At 45.3% G+C, this 19,233-nt stretch carries 13 protein-coding genes; 3 read left to right on the top strand and 10 right to left on the bottom strand.

Translation table 11 applies throughout. The annotated features are described in order from the left end of the window. Positions 1-24 precede the first annotated feature (24 nt). The 3 genes from NZ043_RS22245 to NZ043_RS22235 all read left to right on the top strand — a co-directional run bounded on the left by NZ043_RS22245 (position 25) and on the right by NZ043_RS22235 (position 5,164). Complete coding sequence (locus NZ043_RS22245; RefSeq protein ID WP_339309245.1) at positions 25-2,064, top strand: serine hydrolase; 2,040 nt, start codon at positions 25-27, stop codon at positions 2,062-2,064. Positions 2,065-2,228: 164 nt separating this feature from the next. Continuing rightward, a complete protein-coding gene (locus NZ043_RS22240) occupies positions 2,229-4,532 on the top strand; it encodes an ATP-binding protein (RefSeq protein ID WP_339309244.1) in 2,304 nt (767 codons plus the stop codon). Beyond that, positions 4,529-5,164: a response regulator transcription factor gene (locus NZ043_RS22235; RefSeq protein WP_339309243.1), complete on the top strand. Its 636-nt coding sequence runs from the start codon at positions 4,529-4,531 to the stop codon at positions 5,162-5,164. The genes NZ043_RS22240 and NZ043_RS22235 overlap by 4 nt, the downstream gene beginning before the upstream one ends. 137 nt (positions 5,165-5,301) lie before the next feature. On the opposite strand, the gene NZ043_RS22230 is transcribed toward NZ043_RS22235, so the two are convergent. From NZ043_RS22230 to NZ043_RS22185, 10 genes are all read right to left on the bottom strand, one after another. Next, positions 5,302-6,267 carry a TIM barrel protein gene (locus NZ043_RS22230; RefSeq protein ID WP_339309242.1) on the bottom strand — a complete coding sequence of 322 codons (966 nt, stop codon included), beginning with the start codon at positions 6,265-6,267 and terminating at the stop codon, positions 5,302-5,304. A gap of 195 nt (positions 6,268-6,462) precedes the next feature. Further along, the gene (locus NZ043_RS22225) at positions 6,463-8,181 is read right to left on the bottom strand and encodes a hypothetical protein (protein ID WP_339309241.1); all 1,719 of its coding nucleotides are present in this window, start codon (positions 8,179-8,181) and stop codon (positions 6,463-6,465) included. A gap of 243 nt (positions 8,182-8,424) precedes the next feature. After that, positions 8,425-9,297, bottom strand: coding sequence for a carbohydrate ABC transporter permease (locus NZ043_RS22220; protein ID WP_062834079.1), 873 nt, complete (start codon positions 9,295-9,297; stop codon positions 8,425-8,427). 39 nt (positions 9,298-9,336) lie between these two features. Beyond that, on the bottom strand, positions 9,337-10,239 hold the full coding sequence (locus NZ043_RS22215; RefSeq protein ID WP_062834078.1) for an ABC transporter permease subunit: 903 nt from the start codon (positions 10,237-10,239) through the stop codon (positions 9,337-9,339). Between the two features lie 111 nt (positions 10,240-10,350). Beyond that, positions 10,351-11,952 (bottom strand): extracellular solute-binding protein, encoded by a 1,602-nt coding sequence (locus NZ043_RS22210; protein ID WP_339309240.1) that lies wholly within the window; start codon positions 11,950-11,952, stop codon positions 10,351-10,353. A 396-nt stretch (positions 11,953-12,348) separates the two neighbouring features. Then, positions 12,349-12,723 carry a hypothetical protein gene (locus NZ043_RS22205; protein ID WP_339309239.1) on the bottom strand — a complete coding sequence of 125 codons (375 nt, stop codon included), beginning with the start codon at positions 12,721-12,723 and terminating at the stop codon, positions 12,349-12,351. A gap of 236 nt (positions 12,724-12,959) precedes the next feature. After that, positions 12,960-15,203, bottom strand: a complete 2,244-nt coding sequence (locus NZ043_RS22200) for a helix-turn-helix domain-containing protein (RefSeq protein WP_339309238.1) — start codon at positions 15,201-15,203, stop codon at positions 12,960-12,962. Positions 15,204-15,224: 21 nt separating this feature from the next. Continuing rightward, positions 15,225-16,448, bottom strand: a complete 1,224-nt coding sequence (locus tag NZ043_RS22195) for an MFS transporter (protein ID WP_240661826.1) — start codon at positions 16,446-16,448, stop codon at positions 15,225-15,227. A 49-nt stretch (positions 16,449-16,497) separates the two neighbouring features. Beyond that, the gene (locus tag NZ043_RS22190; RefSeq protein WP_133384510.1) at positions 16,498-17,550 is read right to left on the bottom strand and encodes an ROK family protein; all 1,053 of its coding nucleotides are present in this window, start codon (positions 17,548-17,550) and stop codon (positions 16,498-16,500) included. A 36-nt stretch (positions 17,551-17,586) separates the two neighbouring features. Next, entirely contained in the window at positions 17,587-18,828 is a 1,242-nt protein-coding gene (locus NZ043_RS22185) for an ROK family protein (protein ID WP_339309237.1), read from the bottom strand. Positions 18,829-19,233 lie beyond the last annotated feature (405 nt).

Below are 19,233 nucleotides of genomic sequence, written 5' to 3'. Positions count from 1 at the left end.
TATCTCAACTCAAAGGAGAATTTCATGAAATCTCACGTAGCAACATGTCCAACTCGACAAAAACAACACAGCTACAAATCGAATCCTAATTGGAAACGTGCCATAGCCAACATCCTCCTGGTTGCATCTCTGAGTTTCACCATAATGACCAGTGTATCGGCAGAGAGCAGTCTCCCTCTTCACCACGTAAGCCCTAAGGAAACTGAATCGTTCATCAATCAGTTCTTCGCCCAGCCTGAAGTGAAATCTGCTCTGAAAGGGGCTGTCGTCACCGTTGTTCAAGACGAACAGATCGTACTTAATAAAGGATATGGTTATTCCAATGTGGCAAAACAAATCCCAGTCGATGCCGACTCCACCCTGTTCCGTGTAGCTTCGATCTCCAAAACACTGACAGCAACTTCCATTATGCAATTGGCAGAGCAAGGTAAAGTCAAGCTTAATGAGGATGTCAGCACATACACGGATGGTTTGGAGCTGACCAATCATACCGGAACAGCGTTAACATTGGAACATCTGATGACCCACACCAGCGGGTTTGATTTCACAGATGCAACAGCTATACCCAGGGAGTTGAATCATTCTTATCCGCTTGAGCAATTCATCCAAGACAACAAACCGTCCGTTGTTCGCAATCCAGGAGAAGTTTTCCGTTACGACAATTACGGCTATGCACTCTTAGGCTACATTGTTCAGAAACAGTCCAAACTTCCGTTTGAGACTTATGTACAACAGCATATATTCAACCCTCTTGATATGTCGGATAGCCATTTTACACTAAGCAAAGACACGCTGAGTAAACTCGCAACTCCTTATAGCGCTGAAGGACAGGAACTTCCCCAATATCCCAATGTACCGGACAGCTCCCCTGAGGGCGGATTAATTACGACTGGACGGGATATGGCTCACTTTATGCTTGCGCAGCTCAATCAAGGTTCGTATCAGGGTGCACGTATACTCGAACCGTCATCTGTCCAAGCAATGCAAACGTTGAATGTCTCCATACACCCGGATATACCTGGCACAGGTTACGGATTCGAATCCACCTATTCGCAGTATAATCATGGACGGAAAGTCGTGAGTAAAGCAGGCGATCTGGACGGATTCCACTCCAATCTGTGGCTGTTACCTAACGAGAAGACTGGACTATTTATCGTCTCCAACAGTGATGGACCAGATGTGCGAGAAGCGCTTTTTCAAGCATTTATGGATCATTTTTATCCAAATGACGAGACGCATTATAGTGATTATAGCGTACCAAAGTCTTCACTCCGTACCTATGAGGGACTATATCGGGATATTCGCTTGCCCGCATGGTTGTATGATATTTCAGCAACAGAGAAAGGTCTTCAGGTTATAGATGCTTATGGCACTCACACCTTAACACCCGTTAAGGACATGTTGTTCATGGATGAGGACGGTAAGCTTGCTGGTTTCAAAAAAAACCAGTCAGGTGAAATCACGTATTTCTATTACAACAAGTCAGATAGCTGGTCCGAGAAATTGCCAGAAGCCAGACCTTATGAAGATGTGCCAGAAGACCATCCCTATGCTCCGTACATCTATCGCTTAACACAGATTGGCCTGTATCCACAGGATCAATCTCTATTTGAACCAGAGAAGCCTGTTAGTCGTGGGGAATTTGTAGCACAGGTTGTGGGCATAAGCGGAATGTCCATTTCAGCTCAATCACCAAAATTTAAAGATACCCAATCAAGTCCCTATGCCGCCTACATTCAAACAGCGCTTGAACTGGGTATTGTACAAGGTAATACCCGTGGATTGTTCCATCCTGACCAAGCCATAACAAGGCAAGAGGCCGCGGTGATCATATCAAGAACGGCACAACAACTACTTGGCTCACCTGCCGTAACTGCCGATCTCATCGGTTCACAGGATCGTTGGGCTGAAGAAGGTGTTCAATTTGTAGTCGCTCTAGGTCTCTACGGTCCAGAAGTATCCATATCCAGCAGCGGTGCTGTGGATTATAGATCGAAGCAGCCTATGCTCAGGCAGGAATCATCAGTTTTGATGTACAAAATGTTAGGCACTCTGCTACATTAACATAGAGTGATGCTCGGCAAGCCATGTCATTGCTACATGGCTTGTTTTTCCGCTTCATTTTACCAATGATGCATTTTATAAGAACGGATGATTTTACCATGCGACTAAAACTCCCATTACATAGATTCATGAAAACTAAATTTAATTTCGTGTGGTTTGTAACGATGTTGTGCTTTATACTGACAGCCACGTATATCCATATCTCTTCATTTGTTAATCCTTATATTGGACTTTCGTTAACGCCAAGTGCCTCTAATTCTTGGGCAGTACATGATGTAGATCCGCAAGGTTTAGCTTATACATCCGGGATTAGATCGGGTGACACCGTTATCTCGCTGGAACCCAAAAGAGAAGTCCGGTTACTCCATCAAAAAGGTGTATTCTTAGTGACTGAAGCCTACACCATCGGCGTTGAGAATTCTCGCGGTCAGGCATCCGAACATACAATGAAGCCTGGACCACGTGAATGGTTCAACATCGGCTTCTCATCCATTGTAGAATTATTGCTACTGATGACCGGAACCTATGCCTTGTTTAGCCAACCCGGTTCACGAGTGATGCGTCTGTTCTACCTGCTTAACCTGTCCATGGCCATATGTATACTGACGATATACACGTCCCAGTTGCCTTTATCCAATTATATTCTGGCCTTTTGTGCGGCATGGTTACCTTACTGTCTAACTGCTTTTTATGTGTCTTTTGTATTCCGTACCCGCCTGCTTCGTTTCCGGTGGTTACTATTCATCTGCAGAGGTATTGCAGTTGCTTATTCTGCAGGCCTAGTATTTCTGTACATCAAGCAGTGGATGATGACCGATGTTCAGATCAATCAAGGCATTACCACCGTCAGTACTCCTGTTGCGCCGTCTGGACCAACCAATCTGCTTAACTTTATTCTTTGTGCAACCCTTCTGATCATAATCTGGATGACATGGGTTAATCGTAAAAGCTACAATCGCAAGGAGCAGAACCAGCTATTGCTTATGTTAACAGGAATACTTGTTAGCCTGATTCCCTTCATCATCTGTTTTGCCATTCCAACCCTGCTTCAAGGTGAACCATTATTGCCTGTAGAGTACACATTAATTGGATTTCTGCCTTTATCATGGATGTTCACTTATGTACTTGTACAACGGAGTATGCTTGACCTCAAACTGGTTATGCCAAGGTTGATGATTCGTGGACTATATGCTTTGATCGTATTTTTACTGTTTCTGGCTGCTTCTCACCTGAGTAGGTTAGTTCATATTAGCTTGCTGTTTGTCTCGTTTTTGCTGATCACTTGGGCGTATCAGTACACGCTCACCCGCTCTCGCAAGAAAAACAAACGTAACAAAGACTGGTTGGAACACCAGCAACTGCGGTTAACTGTGCGAATGGCTGAGCAGCAAAACATGCGAGACATGATTCACGTGTTTGCCGAGATGTTCCACAAGATGCTCGATATTGAAGGCGTAATTGTCATATGGATTGATGATAAACACAGATATTCTCAGGAAGGTACAGGGATTTTTGCTTCCATTCAGAATATCGATAACAAGGCGTTGGATATTGAAGGTTTACGACAGAAATATGATCTGGCACAGGTTTGGGAGCTGTCAGGTGAACCCACTACGGAGACGATCGGATTTCTGGGCATTGGTCACAAAGAAAATCGCACCCTTTTTTCAGCAGAAGAACAGGAGATCATTGATAAAGGCAGGCTGGAAGCGATTCGAATGCTCGTCAATGGCAGACTCTTATCCGATCTGCAGAAGCGATATGAATACCATGTAGACCAGACAGCTTTTCATGAACACCAGATACGCCGTCATCGGCAGTTCAATGATATTATGATGGAAGCCCAACAGGCAGAGCGTATGAAGACTTCTTATTTCCTTCATGACCAACTGCTTCAAAATCTGATTTTCCTGTCTCGTGATTTGGAGGAATTACACGATACCGGAGAGACGCATAAGGATCAAACGGCTGTTTGGCTGGAGTGCCTGTATGCTTCCCAGAGAGATATACGCCAATTATGTGATGATCTCTACCCTCATATTATGGATCGAAGTGATCTTGAGGAAGCGTTGCAATGGCTCATCCGTACACTTCAAATGCAAAGTGGCATCAGAATGGAACTGAACTACAACGCCCTGTCTGAAGAGTTGAAGCAAGAACCTCTGAAGTCCACCGTCTTTCGGACGATCCGTGAACTCATTATGAATGTGATGAAGCACGCACAGGCGTCGTTTTGCTCCATTCAGGTACATACAAGGGATAATGACTTGATTCTCCAAGTAGAGGATGACGGTTTGGGGTTTAATGCTCATACCACATTTGATACTGCAACAGGACACTTCGGTTTGATATCCATACAAAGCAGCATTCAGCATCTCGGTGGAAAATTCACCATACATTCCAGCCTTGGCAAAGGAACCTCAATCAACATTCGTTTGCCTTTAATCAAAGGAGCAACTGAACAATGAGCGAACCCATTACAGTCGTACTGCTTGATGATCATCCTCTGGTCATGGAAGGTCTCAACAACCGTTTGAATCGTGAACCAGACATACAGGTAGCGAAGACATTCAGCGACCCATTGCTTTTTTTATCCGAAGTAGAGGCGCTGCGGCCAGATGTTGTTGTGATGGATATCCGCATGCCCCAGCTTGATGGTTTTGAGGTTGTGAAAAGATTGAAAGATCAATACGGGTTATCCGTCAAAATTATACTGCTATCCGGATACAACTATCACGAATTCCAGTTGAAAGCTTATGATCTGGGCGTCCATGCCTACTTGTCAAAACAAGCAACGTATGGACAGATTATCAACGCCATCCACCAAAGTATGTTGGGTCATGTGCTTATTCCAGAGAAAATGTTATCTCCTAATCTGGAGGAATCTCTCACAGCAACTGAACGGGAAGTACTTAACCGCATTGCACTGGAGATGACCAACAAGGAGATTGCACAAGATCTGGCGATCAGTCAACGCACAGTGGAGTATCATATCACCTCTATAACACAGAAATTTGGTGTGAAATCTCGAATTGGTGCTGTAGTCAAAGGCTATCAGGCAGGGATTCTCGGTGAGGTAACACTCCCGGAGAGACGGTAAAAACATGTACCACATTAAATGAACAACAAAAGAGCGGCAGAACCCCTCCCAACGCAACCTAAGGTATGTTCTGAACCGCTCTATCTGTTGGTTTACTTTCCCTAATAAAGTGCATTCATGTTTGATGCGTGTGCTCTCTATCCGCGCTGACGCGACGCATGACGTTCAGCAATACGAGCCGTGATTATTCCATGACTCTCATCGATTTCTTCCGGGGTACACGCGGCTTTCAGCTCATATACTTTCACCGGTGAACGATCAATAACATCCAAAAATGAATCAAAAAAGGTCATGTCTTTACTATGAATGTATGGACACCAATGATCTGCCAACCCTACGGTTTCATGAATATGCACCCCAACCACGTGATCAATCAACGCGTTAGCCTCACGTACATTATCGTACAGCCCCATTCGATCCATCATCATACCGTGACCAATATCGTACCAGAGACCAAGCGGCGCACCCTTCATGTGTCCAATAATCGTTCCGGCTTCGTGCAAAGTGGGCATCTGATAACAGCGTGAACGGGTCTCAATACCGAAGTTCACTCCGTATCCCCGCTGCTCCGACAAGTTGCATACCTCTTCCAGACTCTCCTGAATCCGGCTCAGGTAATGTACGCTGCCATCTTCCCGCTTCTCCAGCATCTCTTGCCATAAAGATTGATATGAAGGTGAGTCCGGCCCCTGATCGTGGTATATCTTTTTCAACGCTTCATCTATATTGTATTCAAACGGAACCTCACCCGGATGTACAACAACAGCCTTGGCCCCATAACGATGTGCGTACTCGGCTGAGCGAAGTAACAGTTCAATCGCCCGCTTGCGGCGCGGTTCATCATCGAATCCGAGCAGGACGGAATCCGTCCCGTAATCTGGATCAGCCACATGCGGGAATGTATTATGCACACTGGATACACCGATCTCTCCCCGTTCAATCATCGGTTCTATCGTCTGCAGCATCTCTTCCGTAACGTTGTAATTCAATTCCACCTGTCTGAACCCAAGAGACTTGATCTCTTCAATCATGCCTTGTCCGGTCGTATGACGTTTGATATTCCAACATGTTGAAAACGAATATTCCTGCTTGTCCGTATACATGATTGGTCCTCCTGTCTATCATTCTATCGCCTTCCCCAGATTTTTTTGATCCCCTTCTCCAAAGGGAAAAATCCGGTGATAGCTTATGCTTCCGATGCAGCTTTCTTGCAGAAAGCTTTCAGGCGAACGCTCCGCTTCTTCAGATCGGTTCTGCACTCTTCGTTCTCGTGTAAATGTTCAGTTCATCTTATATACCTATTTATTCCTCATACCGTTGTCTTCACGGAGGGTCAGTTCAAATCTCATCTTGTTCGCAGTTTTCCCAGGCACATAACGATAGATGATCTCCGCATGATTCACGTACATTAACACGGATGGTTCAGGTGCTTCAGCCTTCACGGTACACGTAAGTCCCGGGAACTGCCATAACACTGGTGTAATATCCTGCTGACGAAGGGATGGCCCTCTGATTTCAAAATAAACATCGATCTCTTCCGCCGTATCCAGCTCCACATCAATGGTTAACGAATCTGGCGTGAGATCCGCGTCAAACGTCACTCCGCGCAGATGACTGTTCCACCCCTCGCCTACCTCACGGCGGATCAAGCGAAGATAATAACGTTCACCCATCTCTGTCTGCCAGTGGATCGTGGCTGGATGCATCTGGCCGTTGGTATTCACACTTCCCGACATGGCACCAATCATCCGGTCCTCACCAATCCAGGCTTTGGCCGTACATAGATTCCGATTGGACGTTGGATCATTGCGCTCACACAGTTCCATGAACTGTTTCTGCACAAGCCGATCCTCTTGATGAGCCTTGAAATACGGCACGGCTTCCGCGGGCACATCTACCCCAAGGAGCGCAATCAGTGGATCATGGCCTGACTCACAGTTGATTCCTGCCAGATATTCATACCCTTCTCCAAGCAAGAGATAGATAAATAAACCGATTGAACTATGCTCTCGCATTTCCATGTCGTACGCCCGAGAGAATGGGCCGGAGAGATTTTCGAGGTTGGCATTATAATATAGCGCAATGTTATTCCACAGCCCATGTTCAATTCGGTGTCCAATTTCAAGTAAACGTTTGGTGACTCCGTACTTTCGATACATGCCAAGCACGGAGAGATCCACCCCGTAATACGTTGTTGTATTGAATTCAGCGAATGTCCCGTCGTACTGTTCAAACTCCTTCATCAATCCCTCCGCCTGTTCATCCGAATGCTGAATCCATTCTGTTCGGTTCAAGCGATGGCCGTAGTAGTGGGTAATGAAAATATGCATTAACTCAATATTGGTGTTCATGGGGATTACGTCAGATAACCTGCGTTCTATTGACCCTTGCACAGCCAACTCCATCGCATGGTCCATCCGTTTCATGAGTGTCTCCGGTATAAGTTCAGCGAATTCAGCAGTTACGACCACACAGACACAAGCGATAAACTCGCGCCAGTTGGGATCATAGCTGATCCAGACCGGTGGCAGAATCTGATTCACTGCCGAATGAAAAAGGCGTTTCAGTTGTTTGGAATCTGCCGCCTCTGTGAGCAGAGATCCATATTCCTGTAGTTTATGGATAAACTGCGCAGACACCTTCTCAAAGGTGCGTTCCAGGAAATAGGCCGTGCCTGGCGCAAAAGATTTCCAAGCATAGTGACCCGCTGGTGGATGCACATCAGTTGGCCGGGTCGCGAAGGTTCCGTGATAGATCTCATCCGGAGCGTCATATTGAACATCGAGCACCTTGTGGAACACTTGTATCGCGCGTTCCACATCACCAGGCTCATTTCGAATCAACAACCCAAGCGCATAATGTGCACTGGCTCGTGTGCTGTGCTGCGATGAATCCTCTTCTTCAAAACTCCGAAGCAGATCCAGTTCCTTATCATAGAAGCTATCCATCATCGTCATGGACTGGTTTACAAGATACTGCTGCTCTTTCGACATCTTTTCTACCATTCGTTGTGTCATGTCATGCGCCCTCCCGAGACTATAGGTGCGTGTTCAAAAAGATCAGTTTTCAGTACCAAGAAGATGGAATTAAGCTAGAAATGGAGTAGCGGAGCGTAGGACAACTACGTGAGCAACTACAATGTTTCTGAAGGAAACATACTTCGTAAGCATCAACCTATTTCGGCTAAATTTCATATTCGATGCTGATGATGCCACTAGGCATCATTCGTAATCAAAAGTGAACTTTTTGAACAACCTCTATTAACCTTTTACAGCACCTACCATTACGCCACTGATAAAGTACCGCTGCAACCACGGATACACAAGCAAGATCGGTAAGGTTGAGAAAATAACGCTGGCTGCTTTCAGACTCTCAGGCAGGACTTGAACGGCACCAATGCCTTCGTTCTGCATCAGTTCTGTAATCTGGTTTTGCTGAATCATCTGATACAATTTCAATTGCAAAGGGTATAGTTCAGGCTTGGTGATATACATCAGTGCATCCTGGAAACCATTCCACCGTCCTACTGCGTAGAATAGGCTCAGTGTTGCCATAACCGGAAGGGATAGCGGCAAAATAATACGCATAAGTGTTCCGAAGTGGCTGCTTCCATCAATGCCCGCCGCTTCTTCGAGACTTTCGGGAATCCCTCGGAAGAAGGTGATGAGGATAATCATATAGAATGGACTAATCAATCCAGGCAGAATAAGTCCCCATGTGCTGTCGAGTAGATGCAGATTTTTGATCAGAATGTACTCGGGAATAATGCCCCCACTGAAGAACATCGTCACTACAATGACAAGCATGAACCACTTACGCCCTTTCAGATTACTCTTCGCCAGTGGATAAGCTGCTGCAATGGTCATCGCCATGCTTAACACCGTACTCAGGACGGTCAGCCAGATCGTATAGATCAGGGAACGAATCATCGATCCATCTGCAAATACTTTGGTATACGCCTCAAAGGATAACTCTTTGGGGAAAAAAGAAACTTCTCCTGAACCGATCGCCCGGTTTGAGCTGAGCGAGATCGCAATAATATGAATGAATGGTGCAAGACACAGCACCATCGTAATGATAATAAGAATGACGTTTACCGTGTTGAATATTCGATTCGCCGTGTTTTCAGACATCTCACTCACTCCTTACAGATCATATGTGAATCAAATCCACTACATAATGCTCTCATCGGTCAATTTCTTGGACGTATAGTTTGCTCCGAGTATGAAGACAAGTCCAACTAATGCCTGGAACAAACCTACAGCTGTTGCGAGCGTGACCTGACCGGATTGTAAACCGACACGATAGACAAACGTGCTGAGCACATCCGAGTATTCACGTACAGCCACGTTACCGATAATAAACGGTCGGTCGAAGCCGATAGAGATCATGTTGCCGACATTGATGATCAATAAGGTAACAATCGTTGTTTTGATGCCTGGCAAGGAGATGTGCCAGATTCTGCGTAACCGACTTGCTCCATCCACTTCTGCCGCTTCATACAGCTCACGGTTAATCCCTGTCAGAGATGCCAGATACAGAATCGTACCCCAGCCGGCACTCTGCCACACACCTACCGCAAGATACGTAAAGAGCCAATAGTTTTTGTCTGAAAGGAAAGGTAATGGATCAAATCCCATGCTCATTAAGATATTGTTAATGAAACCAGATTGTGTACCGAATACCTGAAGTACGATCCCTCCAATAATGACCCACGAAATAAAGTGAGGAATGTACAGTAAAGTCTGTGCCAACTTTTTGAACCAAGCCTTTTTCAGCTCAAACAATAAGATGGCCAGTATTAGTGGCGCCGGGAAAGAAACCAGTAGATCCAGCATGTTTAGCACTAACGTGTTGCGTAATGCAGTGTAAAACCCCTGATTTTGAAACACTTCTCTGAATGCATCCAAGCCAATCCACTCACTACCAGAGATCCCTTGAAAGAAGTTAAAATCCTTGAACGCAATCTGCACGCCATACATTGGCCCATACTTGAAAATAATGAAGTAGATCATGGGCAGTAGGAGCAACGCATATAGTTGCCAGTTTCTGCGGAAATAGATGCTTGTTTTCATAAACCTTCCCCCCATGTCATTCAGGATTTTTCATCAAGGCGATGTTGCCATCGCCCTAATGAATTCCCTGTTCTTTGTTGTCATACACATTAGATGTGAACTCTACTCTGCTTATTTCATCGCTTTGTAAGCTTCTGTACGTTCATCCAGGATCGCTTGACCACCGCTCGCCATGTAGTCTTTCATCATGCTGTCATACGTGGCTTCAAAATCAGCGGGTTTGGAAATGGTTGTTTTCACGAAGAACTCCATAAACTTGTCTTTCAGGCCGTTACCGTAACGCGCTTCTGCATCAATCGGTTTGGAGAAACGTACCGGTTGAATCGTGTCCGTGTTGGAAATTGCTACCGACTTGCGCATGTCATCCCGATACTTCGACTCTACCTGTACGACATAAGCCTCTTCATTTTTCTTGTCATCCCCAACGTATTTACCATTAACGATAATGGCAATGTCACCGGAATTATAGATACGACCTGCGATTTCAGGTGAAGCATCATCTTTGATCAGTGGTACACCATCCACGAGCTCATAGTTCTCATTTTCAACACCGAATTGCAGGTCGAACAGGTTGTTGCCCGAAGCCATCCAATCCAGATACTTCATCGCTGCTTCCGCATTTTTGCTCGATTTTGGAATCATGACATACATCGCATTGGGAGCATATGCCGGTTTGGCAAATTTGCCTTCGGAGTTCTTGAATGCATCAATCGGTGTGATCACTGCACCCGGTTGATTGGTTTGCAAGTTTTTGTACGTACCGGAGATGTAAATCTCCCCTGCATCTTCGGTGTAGAATCCAACTTTGCCGTTAGATACATCTTCCCACAGCTTTTTCTTGTCTTTATCTAGTCCAAAGTCCTTGCTCATTAATCCTTCATTATAAAGTGTGTTCATATATTTCAGGGCGTCTTTGAAACCAGGCAACAACGTTGGATAGTCATTGGAACCCAGTTGTTGTGTTAACGTATATTTTTGTTCTTCCGTCAGTGGTTCAATGAATGACCAGATGAGTGGTTCATATTGAGCCGAGGCAATCGACATCCCCATTGGGATAAGTCCTGTGCCCACCTTACCTGGATCTTTTTCCTTAAAGGCCTTCAATGTTGTATGCAACTCCTCAGCTGTCTGAGGTGAAGGCAGTCCGAGCGCATCCAGCCAGTCCTGACGAACATAGGATGCGTACTTGCCCAGAACAAGACGTTTACCTGGAACCGCAAACTGTTGTCCATCGTATTGACCGTAGGCCAGCGTTTCATCTCCCAGGAACTTCTTCAGGTTAGGACCGCTTTGATTGATCAGATCCGTAAGTTCGGTCAGACCTCCTTGCTCTGCATACCGATTGAATGTTCCCGAATCGTAGGTAAAGACGATATCAGGTACTTCAGAGCCACTCGCCATCAGAACGTTAAGCTTCTGTACTTCCTCCGAGCGTGGTACCGGAACAAATTGAACATCGATGTTGTTTGGATCACCAAACTTCTCTTGAATGAAGCGAGTCAGATAACTGTCCGAAATGGTGTAGCCCGCCGGAGTGTTTCCCCGATCGAAGATTTCTACTTTCAAAGTTGTTTTTTCCCCCGAACCCGACTCTCCAGATGAAGATGTTGATTCGCTTCCCGACGAACATGCAGATAATAATAGAGTGAATGCTGTTACCACTGCGAGGATTGAACTTGCCTTGCCTGCCTTACGCCTTTGAAATAATCTCATTTGACCTTTCCCCTTTCGCACACTCTCTGAATGGATTCACATGATTGCCACTCCACTTTGTTCATCCCATTTTGTTGCACCTGTGAATGTCACTAATCATTACATATGATCTGATATTTAGACAATAAACTATTTTCAAAATGTAAAATTCACGTTTTTTAAGTTGAATAGCACGATATATAAACATATTTCCTGACAATATACAATTTTCACGCCTTTAATGTTAATTATAATAACATATTATGTTGCATTGAGATCGATTTCTCATACTCAATCTGGCATCCCCCATCTTGCAATAATCCTTTTTCCATTGAATCTCTCTTCAAAAAAAAGAAAAAGAGACCACATCTTATGTGATCTCCTTGTTTAGCAACACGTGTAGAACGTTTCGACGCACTAATTCCTCGGCGGAAGATTAAACTTCACTTGACCAAACAACGTATCGATGGCATTTCCCGCAAATTGATCGATAACATGTTCGTTGTTCGTATCCGTATGTTCCAAAATCAATACATTATACTTCTCATCATAATGCATTCCGCCCAAAATAAATCGTACAGGAATGTTCTGAGCCGCCCCTGCCTTCGAAATGGCCTGAATAAGTTCGGATTCATGCCTTTGTTGACTTGTTGTGTAGGTACCCACAGGTATAGTTATCGTATATGACAAGTTATCTACATGAAATATAAATGTGTTGTTGTTTGCTGTAATGGTAACCCCTTTACTGATATCTACTGACCCCCATACTTGCTGTCCGTGTTTGTACATCATCTTCACTCCTGCCCTATTAATCTATGAATTGTCATAATGCTAGTATAGGACATTCGTAAAATTTCATAACAACATACCAGCTACACTGTCCTAAGATCGTTGTTGAACATCCAAAAAATCTCCTGCAAAGGACGATAAGGGAAAAACCTTATTGCCTCATACAGGAGATTTCATTGATATCTCTAAGATTATTGGATTTCACCCGATACTCGGATGTTCTAACACGTGCAATTCCGTTATTGATCTCCTTGTTTTCCACTCTGCTTGCGGTAGTCGCCTGGTGTCACGCCCATAATCCGTTTAAATACTCTGCCGAAAGAGATGGCATTGGCATAACCCACTTGCAGAGCAATATCCTGAACAGCCATATCGGATGCAGACAACAAACGGCAAGCCTTTTCGACCCTCAATTTCACCAGAAAATCAACAAACTTCATCTCAAACTCTTCCTTGAACAAATAACTCGCATATTTACCCGAGATCTGGAACCGATCACTCAGATGTTTTAGCGACAGATCGGGATCATCAAAATGCTCTTCGATATAAATTCGCAGCTCGTTGATCATCGCACGATGACTTTTCGTTTCATTCACAGACACATAATTGCGATAAACCTCTTTAAGCCACTCCTGCAAAATCTCTTGAATCCCCTCCAGTGTCTCCACCTGCTGAATATCACTGCGAAGGCGAGTCAGGATTTCCTCGGCAAATTGGCTTTGCAACCGCTCAGACAGCTCCCCGAATTCACGGGACAACATCTGGATTAACGCCTGCAGCAACATGCGAATATCGTTATCTGTAATCTGATCTTCGCTGAACGCAACAAACATCTGATCCAGCTGCGTTCGCCAACCATCACCGGTTAGTCTGAATTCACGGACAAAGTCTGCGAGCATCTGCAAATACTTGTACGATTGCAGCTCAATACGATCGGGCAGTTGCTCACTGAGAACGATGGCATCTTTACCAAGGGTAAGTCTATGCTGCAAACCCGCATCTGCACTCGCATAGGATCGAGTAATCTCCTCCCAGCCCGATACGGTTCGTCCAATCCCGAACGTAAACCGTAAGCGGAAGTTTTCCGCAATCCACATATGCATCTGCTTAGCCAGATCCATAAGCAATTCACGGTCCAGTCCTTCCTGCTCATCCGACGCAATCACCACAATAAGCCTGCGGTTCCCAAACCATTCAGCCCAACCGCCGAACTGGGTCTCATTCTGCACAAGTTCTTCCACTACGTTCATGAGCGCAATCTTCAGAATATTCTGATTGGTCGAGAGATCGTCACCATTCATCTCCGCAATGAGGACAGCAACACTCTTCGGTTCCATGAATCGTTCCTCTAGTGGTTGCAGATGGCGAAGTCGCTGACGGAACGAATCCATTCGCTCTCCTTCCATCAGGTCAACAAGCAACTGTCTGCGATGAATCAGCAAGTTTTCATGATGTTGTTTCTCATAGTCAACCGTCTGAGCAATCAGATGTTCCAGCGCACGGTCGATGAGTGCCAGTTCATCCTTGACGGATGGTGCTGCTTCATCCTCCTCAGCACGTGGCTGTAACGCCTGAATTCGATTCATGATGAGCTGGATGGGCCGCGTATTTCTGCGCGTAATGTAGATTAGTCCCGCCACTGCACCAACAATCGTTAATAATCCAATACCGATCCACACATAAGAGACAAGTGATACCCATGAATACAGCTGTCCGGATTGAATGCCGCTCTCAAAGACCAGACCAAGCTTGTCCGCAGTCACACGATTAAGGATTTCACCTGCAGAAGGGTCCATTTGATGCGCGGTATAGATCAGATTGTCGCTCTTGTCCCGAACCTGAAGAACAGATAACTTTTCATTGGTCATGTTATCAATCTGCCGTTCTACTGCATACATGCGGATGGTAATGACGAGCAGTCCTTCCCCGCCCCACGGCAAAGGAAGCCACTTATTCATGCTAATCACCTGTGAAGGTACGTCGAAGGAACGTTCCTTATAATCACGTGGCAAGTTCCAACCGAGATTCTCCCGATCTTTCAAAGCTTGCTCAATATAGGCGCGATCTTCAAAATCTTCCAAACGCATCATGCCTCTGGGCGTAAGAATCTGGGAATCGGACATGCGATAGAGATAAATGGATTGAATCATATCCTGCTGATCCAGCATACGTCCCAGCCCACTTGCTGCATCATAGATGAATTGACTCGATAATTGTCCCTGTTCAGCTTCCAGAAAGCGACTATATGTTTTGTTCGCACCAATGTCTTCAAGCAACCGAAGTTCAATGTCACTTAGCGAGCGCTCCAGTGTATCCACGATATAGCGGGTGGAGATCATGTCGGCTTTTTGCGTTTCGTTACGTGAGAGTTCGTTGACAATCAGGAAGGAGAGAAAGATCAGAATGGAAATCGTAAGCAGAAAAATAGGAAAATACGAATACATCAACTTGGTGTGCCAATTCCGCTTCAGATTTACTTTCATAGGCTCCAACTCCTTCCATCTCTATTCTAATGAGTATGCTCTTCTCTGTTCTTTGGCCTGCCTGCTGACGATATACAGAATCACTGATCCTAGTGCCGCACTGATCGTGCAAGCCAGATACATCAGTGATGGACCGCCGGAATCGAGTAAATATCCGTTAAGCATATTACCAACAATTCCGCCCAGACCAGCAAACACCATGTTAAATAAACTTTGTCCTGTGGCTTGCATCTCCCGTCCCGTAACGGAAGCCACATATTCCACTGCTGCAATATAGAAGAATCCGAAGGATAACCCATGCAGCACCTGAACGCCAATCATGACCTCAGGTGTCGGCCATAGCCATTGTATCCCCCAACGTAACATATACGCCCCCGCTGCAAGCAGCATCGTCCGTTCATGTCCCCATTTTCGGAGTATGAATGCCGCTGCCAACATGGATGGAACATTGGTGATCGATGCAAGCAATAGCGCTGTACCTGTCATCGTCACAGAACCGCCAGCCATTTGAAATGAAATAACAAAAAAGGAGTTAAACGCAGTGAGCGTTTGGTTAACCAGGAAACAACCTGTTAGAAATAGAAGGAATGTCCGGTTTCGGAGCAATCTTGCCAAACCTACGGAGAAGGTTACCGAGGACGAGGAGATACTCGTCTGCCGGGGAAGTGTACTTGCCAGTATAGCGCTCAGAATGTTAAACAGGAGAAATGGCAGCCATAACATGTGAATGGAAAACTGGGAGAGATACATCCCTGCGGCAAATCCACCAACTCCCGTTCCTATGCTGCCGAAGAGTCGGATCATGCCATATGAGGTGTTTGCGGCTCTCGCGGCTGTAACCGCATAGGAGTCAGCAACGGGTATTTGAGTCACTTGGAATATAGTGCATAAAGTATAAATCAATATTAATATAAAGTACACTTGAATATTGTAGAAGTACGCTAACGATGCAGGAACAAGCAGGCTTATCACCAGGACGAACCGTGTCTTTTTAAACTTATCTACCAGAATTCCCCATATAGGTTGAAGAATAATGGATACAAGTGTGCCAAACGCCATGATAAATCCGGTTTCTTTACTGGAAAAACCTTGTGCAACCAAAATGGGATTAATGTACGGGTTAAACATCCCCCCGGCAAGCCCCATAAACAGATATAGGCCCTGCAATTGGAGTAAAACACGTTTTGCATCATTGGAATCGGCTTTTGTTTTCTCTGTGTAAGCCTTCATATGTCTACTTCTCATCCGGATCTCCATCCTTTATTTCTGTAGTTGCTTCGCCTATTCTCTATTTTTATGTGCGTTTCAGACTCGACTTGATTGCAGCCAATGCCCCGATTGCTCCTGCTTTGTTCCCCAGTTCAGCTACAGCTAAAAGTGTAGGCAGAACAGTGTAACGTTGGAGGCGTGTGCGCACTTCATTTAGATAATAGGATGGGTTGGATGCAGCCACGCCACCACCGATCACTATGATGGAAGGATTGAGTAAAGCCGTAATATTCGCCAAACCTCTAGCCATATAACGCATGGGCAGTTCCAGAATCTCCAGGGCAGCAAGATCACCTGACTCGGCTGCTTTGAATACATGCCTGGCTTCAATCTGTTCCGCTTCCCCTCCTGCCAGACTCATGATCAGGGATAAGGAACTTCCCTTTCCAGCAGCAAAATAACGCCTCGCCTGTTCGGTAATTCCCGTACCTGAAGTCACTTGCTCAAATACGCCAAAGGAATCCGCATCTGCAACGTAACCGGTATGAAGCCCTTCGTCTCCTGCAATGAAATGCCCAATCTCACCTGCTGCTCCATTCTGGCCGCTGTAGAGCTGTCCATTCAGGATAAGAGCAGCTCCAATGCCTGTTCCAACCGTGACCATCACACAGTGTTGATGTCCCTGTGCTGCCCCTTGATCATATTCTCCCATTGCAGCCAGATTCACATCATTGTCCAACATGATATTCCCGCTATAATACTTTGCAATCACAGGGCGAATATCATGCTCAGGCCACTGAAAAGCTGGAGCATTTCGCAGTATTCCCTCCTCCTGCAAAATCACACCAGGGAATCCCAAGCCTACACCGTTAAGTTGATCCAGACTGCATCCAACTTCGCGGCAGAATGTTTCCAATTCAGCGAATAACCATCGGAAGAACTCATCCGGCTGATCACTGGCAAGAGTAGGCAAGATACGTTCATGAACTTCACTTCCAGCCTGTTGTGATGACATGAGCATTAATGTTTTGGTGCCTCCAATGTCAACACCTGCTATCCAACCGGATCGATCACCTCCAACCGTACCATCCTGATTGGACAGATCATCATTACTTACGTTTTTCACGGATTCTGTCATCCCGTTTTCCTCCTCACATGTTGTATATCCATTCTCTTAGTCCAACGCTTCCTGCTGAAGGTTCAGCATCGTTTGTTGGATGGCCACCTGCACCGCACCAGTGACAACAGCCTGCTCACCAAGCTTGGAGCAGATTAACTGTGGTTGCACCGGGAATTGCTCAGATATGATCTGCCTTAGTACAGGCAATAACACATCGCCGTTCCCTCCTACGCCTCCGCCAAGCACAATGAGATCTGGAGCAAGCACAACGCTAATCTGACGCAGAGCTGAAGCAATCATCTGGCTGTATTGTTGTAGAATGTCTAACGCCTCAACTTCTCCACTGCGTGCAGCTTCAAATAACTTTTCGGGAGTCAGGTATCTGTGAAGATCATCTGCAACTATATGTACTTTTCCATCCACATCCGCGTCCATATCAGAAGAACCAGCTACTTCCATTAGTTCATAGTGCGGATTAAGGTGAAGATTCGCCAGTTGCATCAGACCATCAGCTGATAACACTTCCTCCAGACGTCGACCATCCTCCATCAGCATCTCTGCAATCTCTCCAGTTAAGCCACCAAGACCTCGTAGCAGTTGGCCATCTACCATGATGCCAGCTCCCGTCCCTGTACCGATGGAGAAAAAAACAAACAAGGGATAACCTGCTGCTGCACCACTCCGATACTCCCCAAGTGCCGCAAGATTCACATCATTTTCCAGGATTACTTCACAGGGAAAAGCTCCTGACAACGACTCTAGAGAGAAAGCTTCTTCCAGACCCGCTAACGGGTCCACAATACGATGGATACGCCCTGAATCAGGCAGCACTACGCCTGGTATACCAAACCCGATGCACTGAATCTGATCCCAGTTCAGATGATTCTCATCAAGCAATTCGTTCATATGGCTTCGAAGAAGGTCCAGCATCGTTGCTTCTGCTCGTTCATAAACTTTTTGAACAACCATGGGATATGTTTGATAGGCAATGATCTCTCCATTCAGATCGGATAATGCAATCCGAATACGTGTTGCGCCGATATCTATACCACAGACATAATAAGCCGTTTCATTGAAACGAATGAGGGTTGCTTTGCGACCCTGAGCGTTGTCAGCTGGCCCCATTTCCCTTACCAGATTACGGTTAATCAGATGTTCGACTGCCAAAGACACCGTTGGTTTACTAAGTCCTGTCTGACGGCTGATATCCGCTCTCGACATGGTCCCCTGAGTTATCAGGGCATCCATAATGAGATTTTCATTCAGATTGCGGATAAATTGCGGTGTGCCAGCCATGCTATCGCCCCCTCTTATAGTTAGTTAAGTTTATTAACAAATTAATTAAATTCAATATATCATCGTGCTTGGTAGGTGTACAGCTTTTTGTCATTGCACTCTCTTACTAGAAAGAACCAACCTTCACCTGTAACACAAAAGCCTAATAAAGGAATTATTATACAATAATAGACGTTTATACATTTCCGAAACAGTGACGCGGTCATAGAATACCTTATCACGATCAGGGAGGTTTTAATATGTATAGAAAACATCATAAATGTCATCATCCAAGACCAAAGTGTTTTTACAAAAAAATTACGAAAACTTGTGTTACCAAAATCAAATATGTCCCTACAAAGTGTAAAAAACATTGTTGTGTCACTGTTGAATATTGTCCAGTCAAAAAAAGAAAACATTATTAAT

Source organism: Paenibacillus sp. FSL k6-2145, from assembly GCF_037976585.1.
Lineage (GTDB): Bacteria > Bacillota > Bacilli > Paenibacillales > Paenibacillaceae > Paenibacillus.
This window is presented reverse-complemented; position numbering and strand designations above follow the sequence as displayed.

Excerpts from the sequence above, each read along its gene's own strand:
- NZ043_RS22230 (WP_339309242.1), bottom strand. The coding sequence starts at position 6,267 with ATGTATACGGACAAGCAGGAATATTCGTTTTCAACATGTTGGAATATC.
- NZ043_RS22210 (WP_339309240.1), bottom strand. The coding sequence starts at position 11,952 with ATGAGATTATTTCAAAGGCGTAAGGCAGGCAAGGCAAGTTCAATCCTC.
- NZ043_RS22245 (WP_339309245.1), top strand. The coding sequence starts at position 25 with ATGAAATCTCACGTAGCAACATGTCCAACTCGACAAAAACAACACAGC.
- NZ043_RS22240 (WP_339309244.1), top strand. The coding sequence starts at position 2,229 with ATGTTGTGCTTTATACTGACAGCCACGTATATCCATATCTCTTCATTT.
- NZ043_RS22195 (WP_240661826.1), bottom strand. The coding sequence starts at position 16,448 with ATGAGAAGTAGACATATGAAGGCTTACACAGAGAAAACAAAAGCCGAT.
- NZ043_RS22200 (WP_339309238.1), bottom strand. The coding sequence starts at position 15,203 with ATGAAAGTAAATCTGAAGCGGAATTGGCACACCAAGTTGATGTATTCG.
- NZ043_RS22215 (WP_062834078.1), bottom strand. The coding sequence starts at position 10,239 with ATGAAAACAAGCATCTATTTCCGCAGAAACTGGCAACTATATGCGTTG.
- NZ043_RS22225 (WP_339309241.1), bottom strand. The coding sequence starts at position 8,181 with ATGACACAACGAATGGTAGAAAAGATGTCGAAAGAGCAGCAGTATCTT.
- NZ043_RS22235 (WP_339309243.1), top strand. The coding sequence starts at position 4,529 with ATGAGCGAACCCATTACAGTCGTACTGCTTGATGATCATCCTCTGGTC.
- NZ043_RS22190 (WP_133384510.1), bottom strand. The coding sequence starts at position 17,550 with ATGACAGAATCCGTGAAAAACGTAAGTAATGATGATCTGTCCAATCAG.
- NZ043_RS22220 (WP_062834079.1), bottom strand. The coding sequence starts at position 9,297 with ATGTCTGAAAACACGGCGAATCGAATATTCAACACGGTAAACGTCATT.
- NZ043_RS22205 (WP_339309239.1), bottom strand. The coding sequence starts at position 12,723 with ATGATGTACAAACACGGACAGCAAGTATGGGGGTCAGTAGATATCAGT.
- NZ043_RS22185 (WP_339309237.1), bottom strand. The coding sequence starts at position 18,828 with ATGGCTGGCACACCGCAATTTATCCGCAATCTGAATGAAAATCTCATT.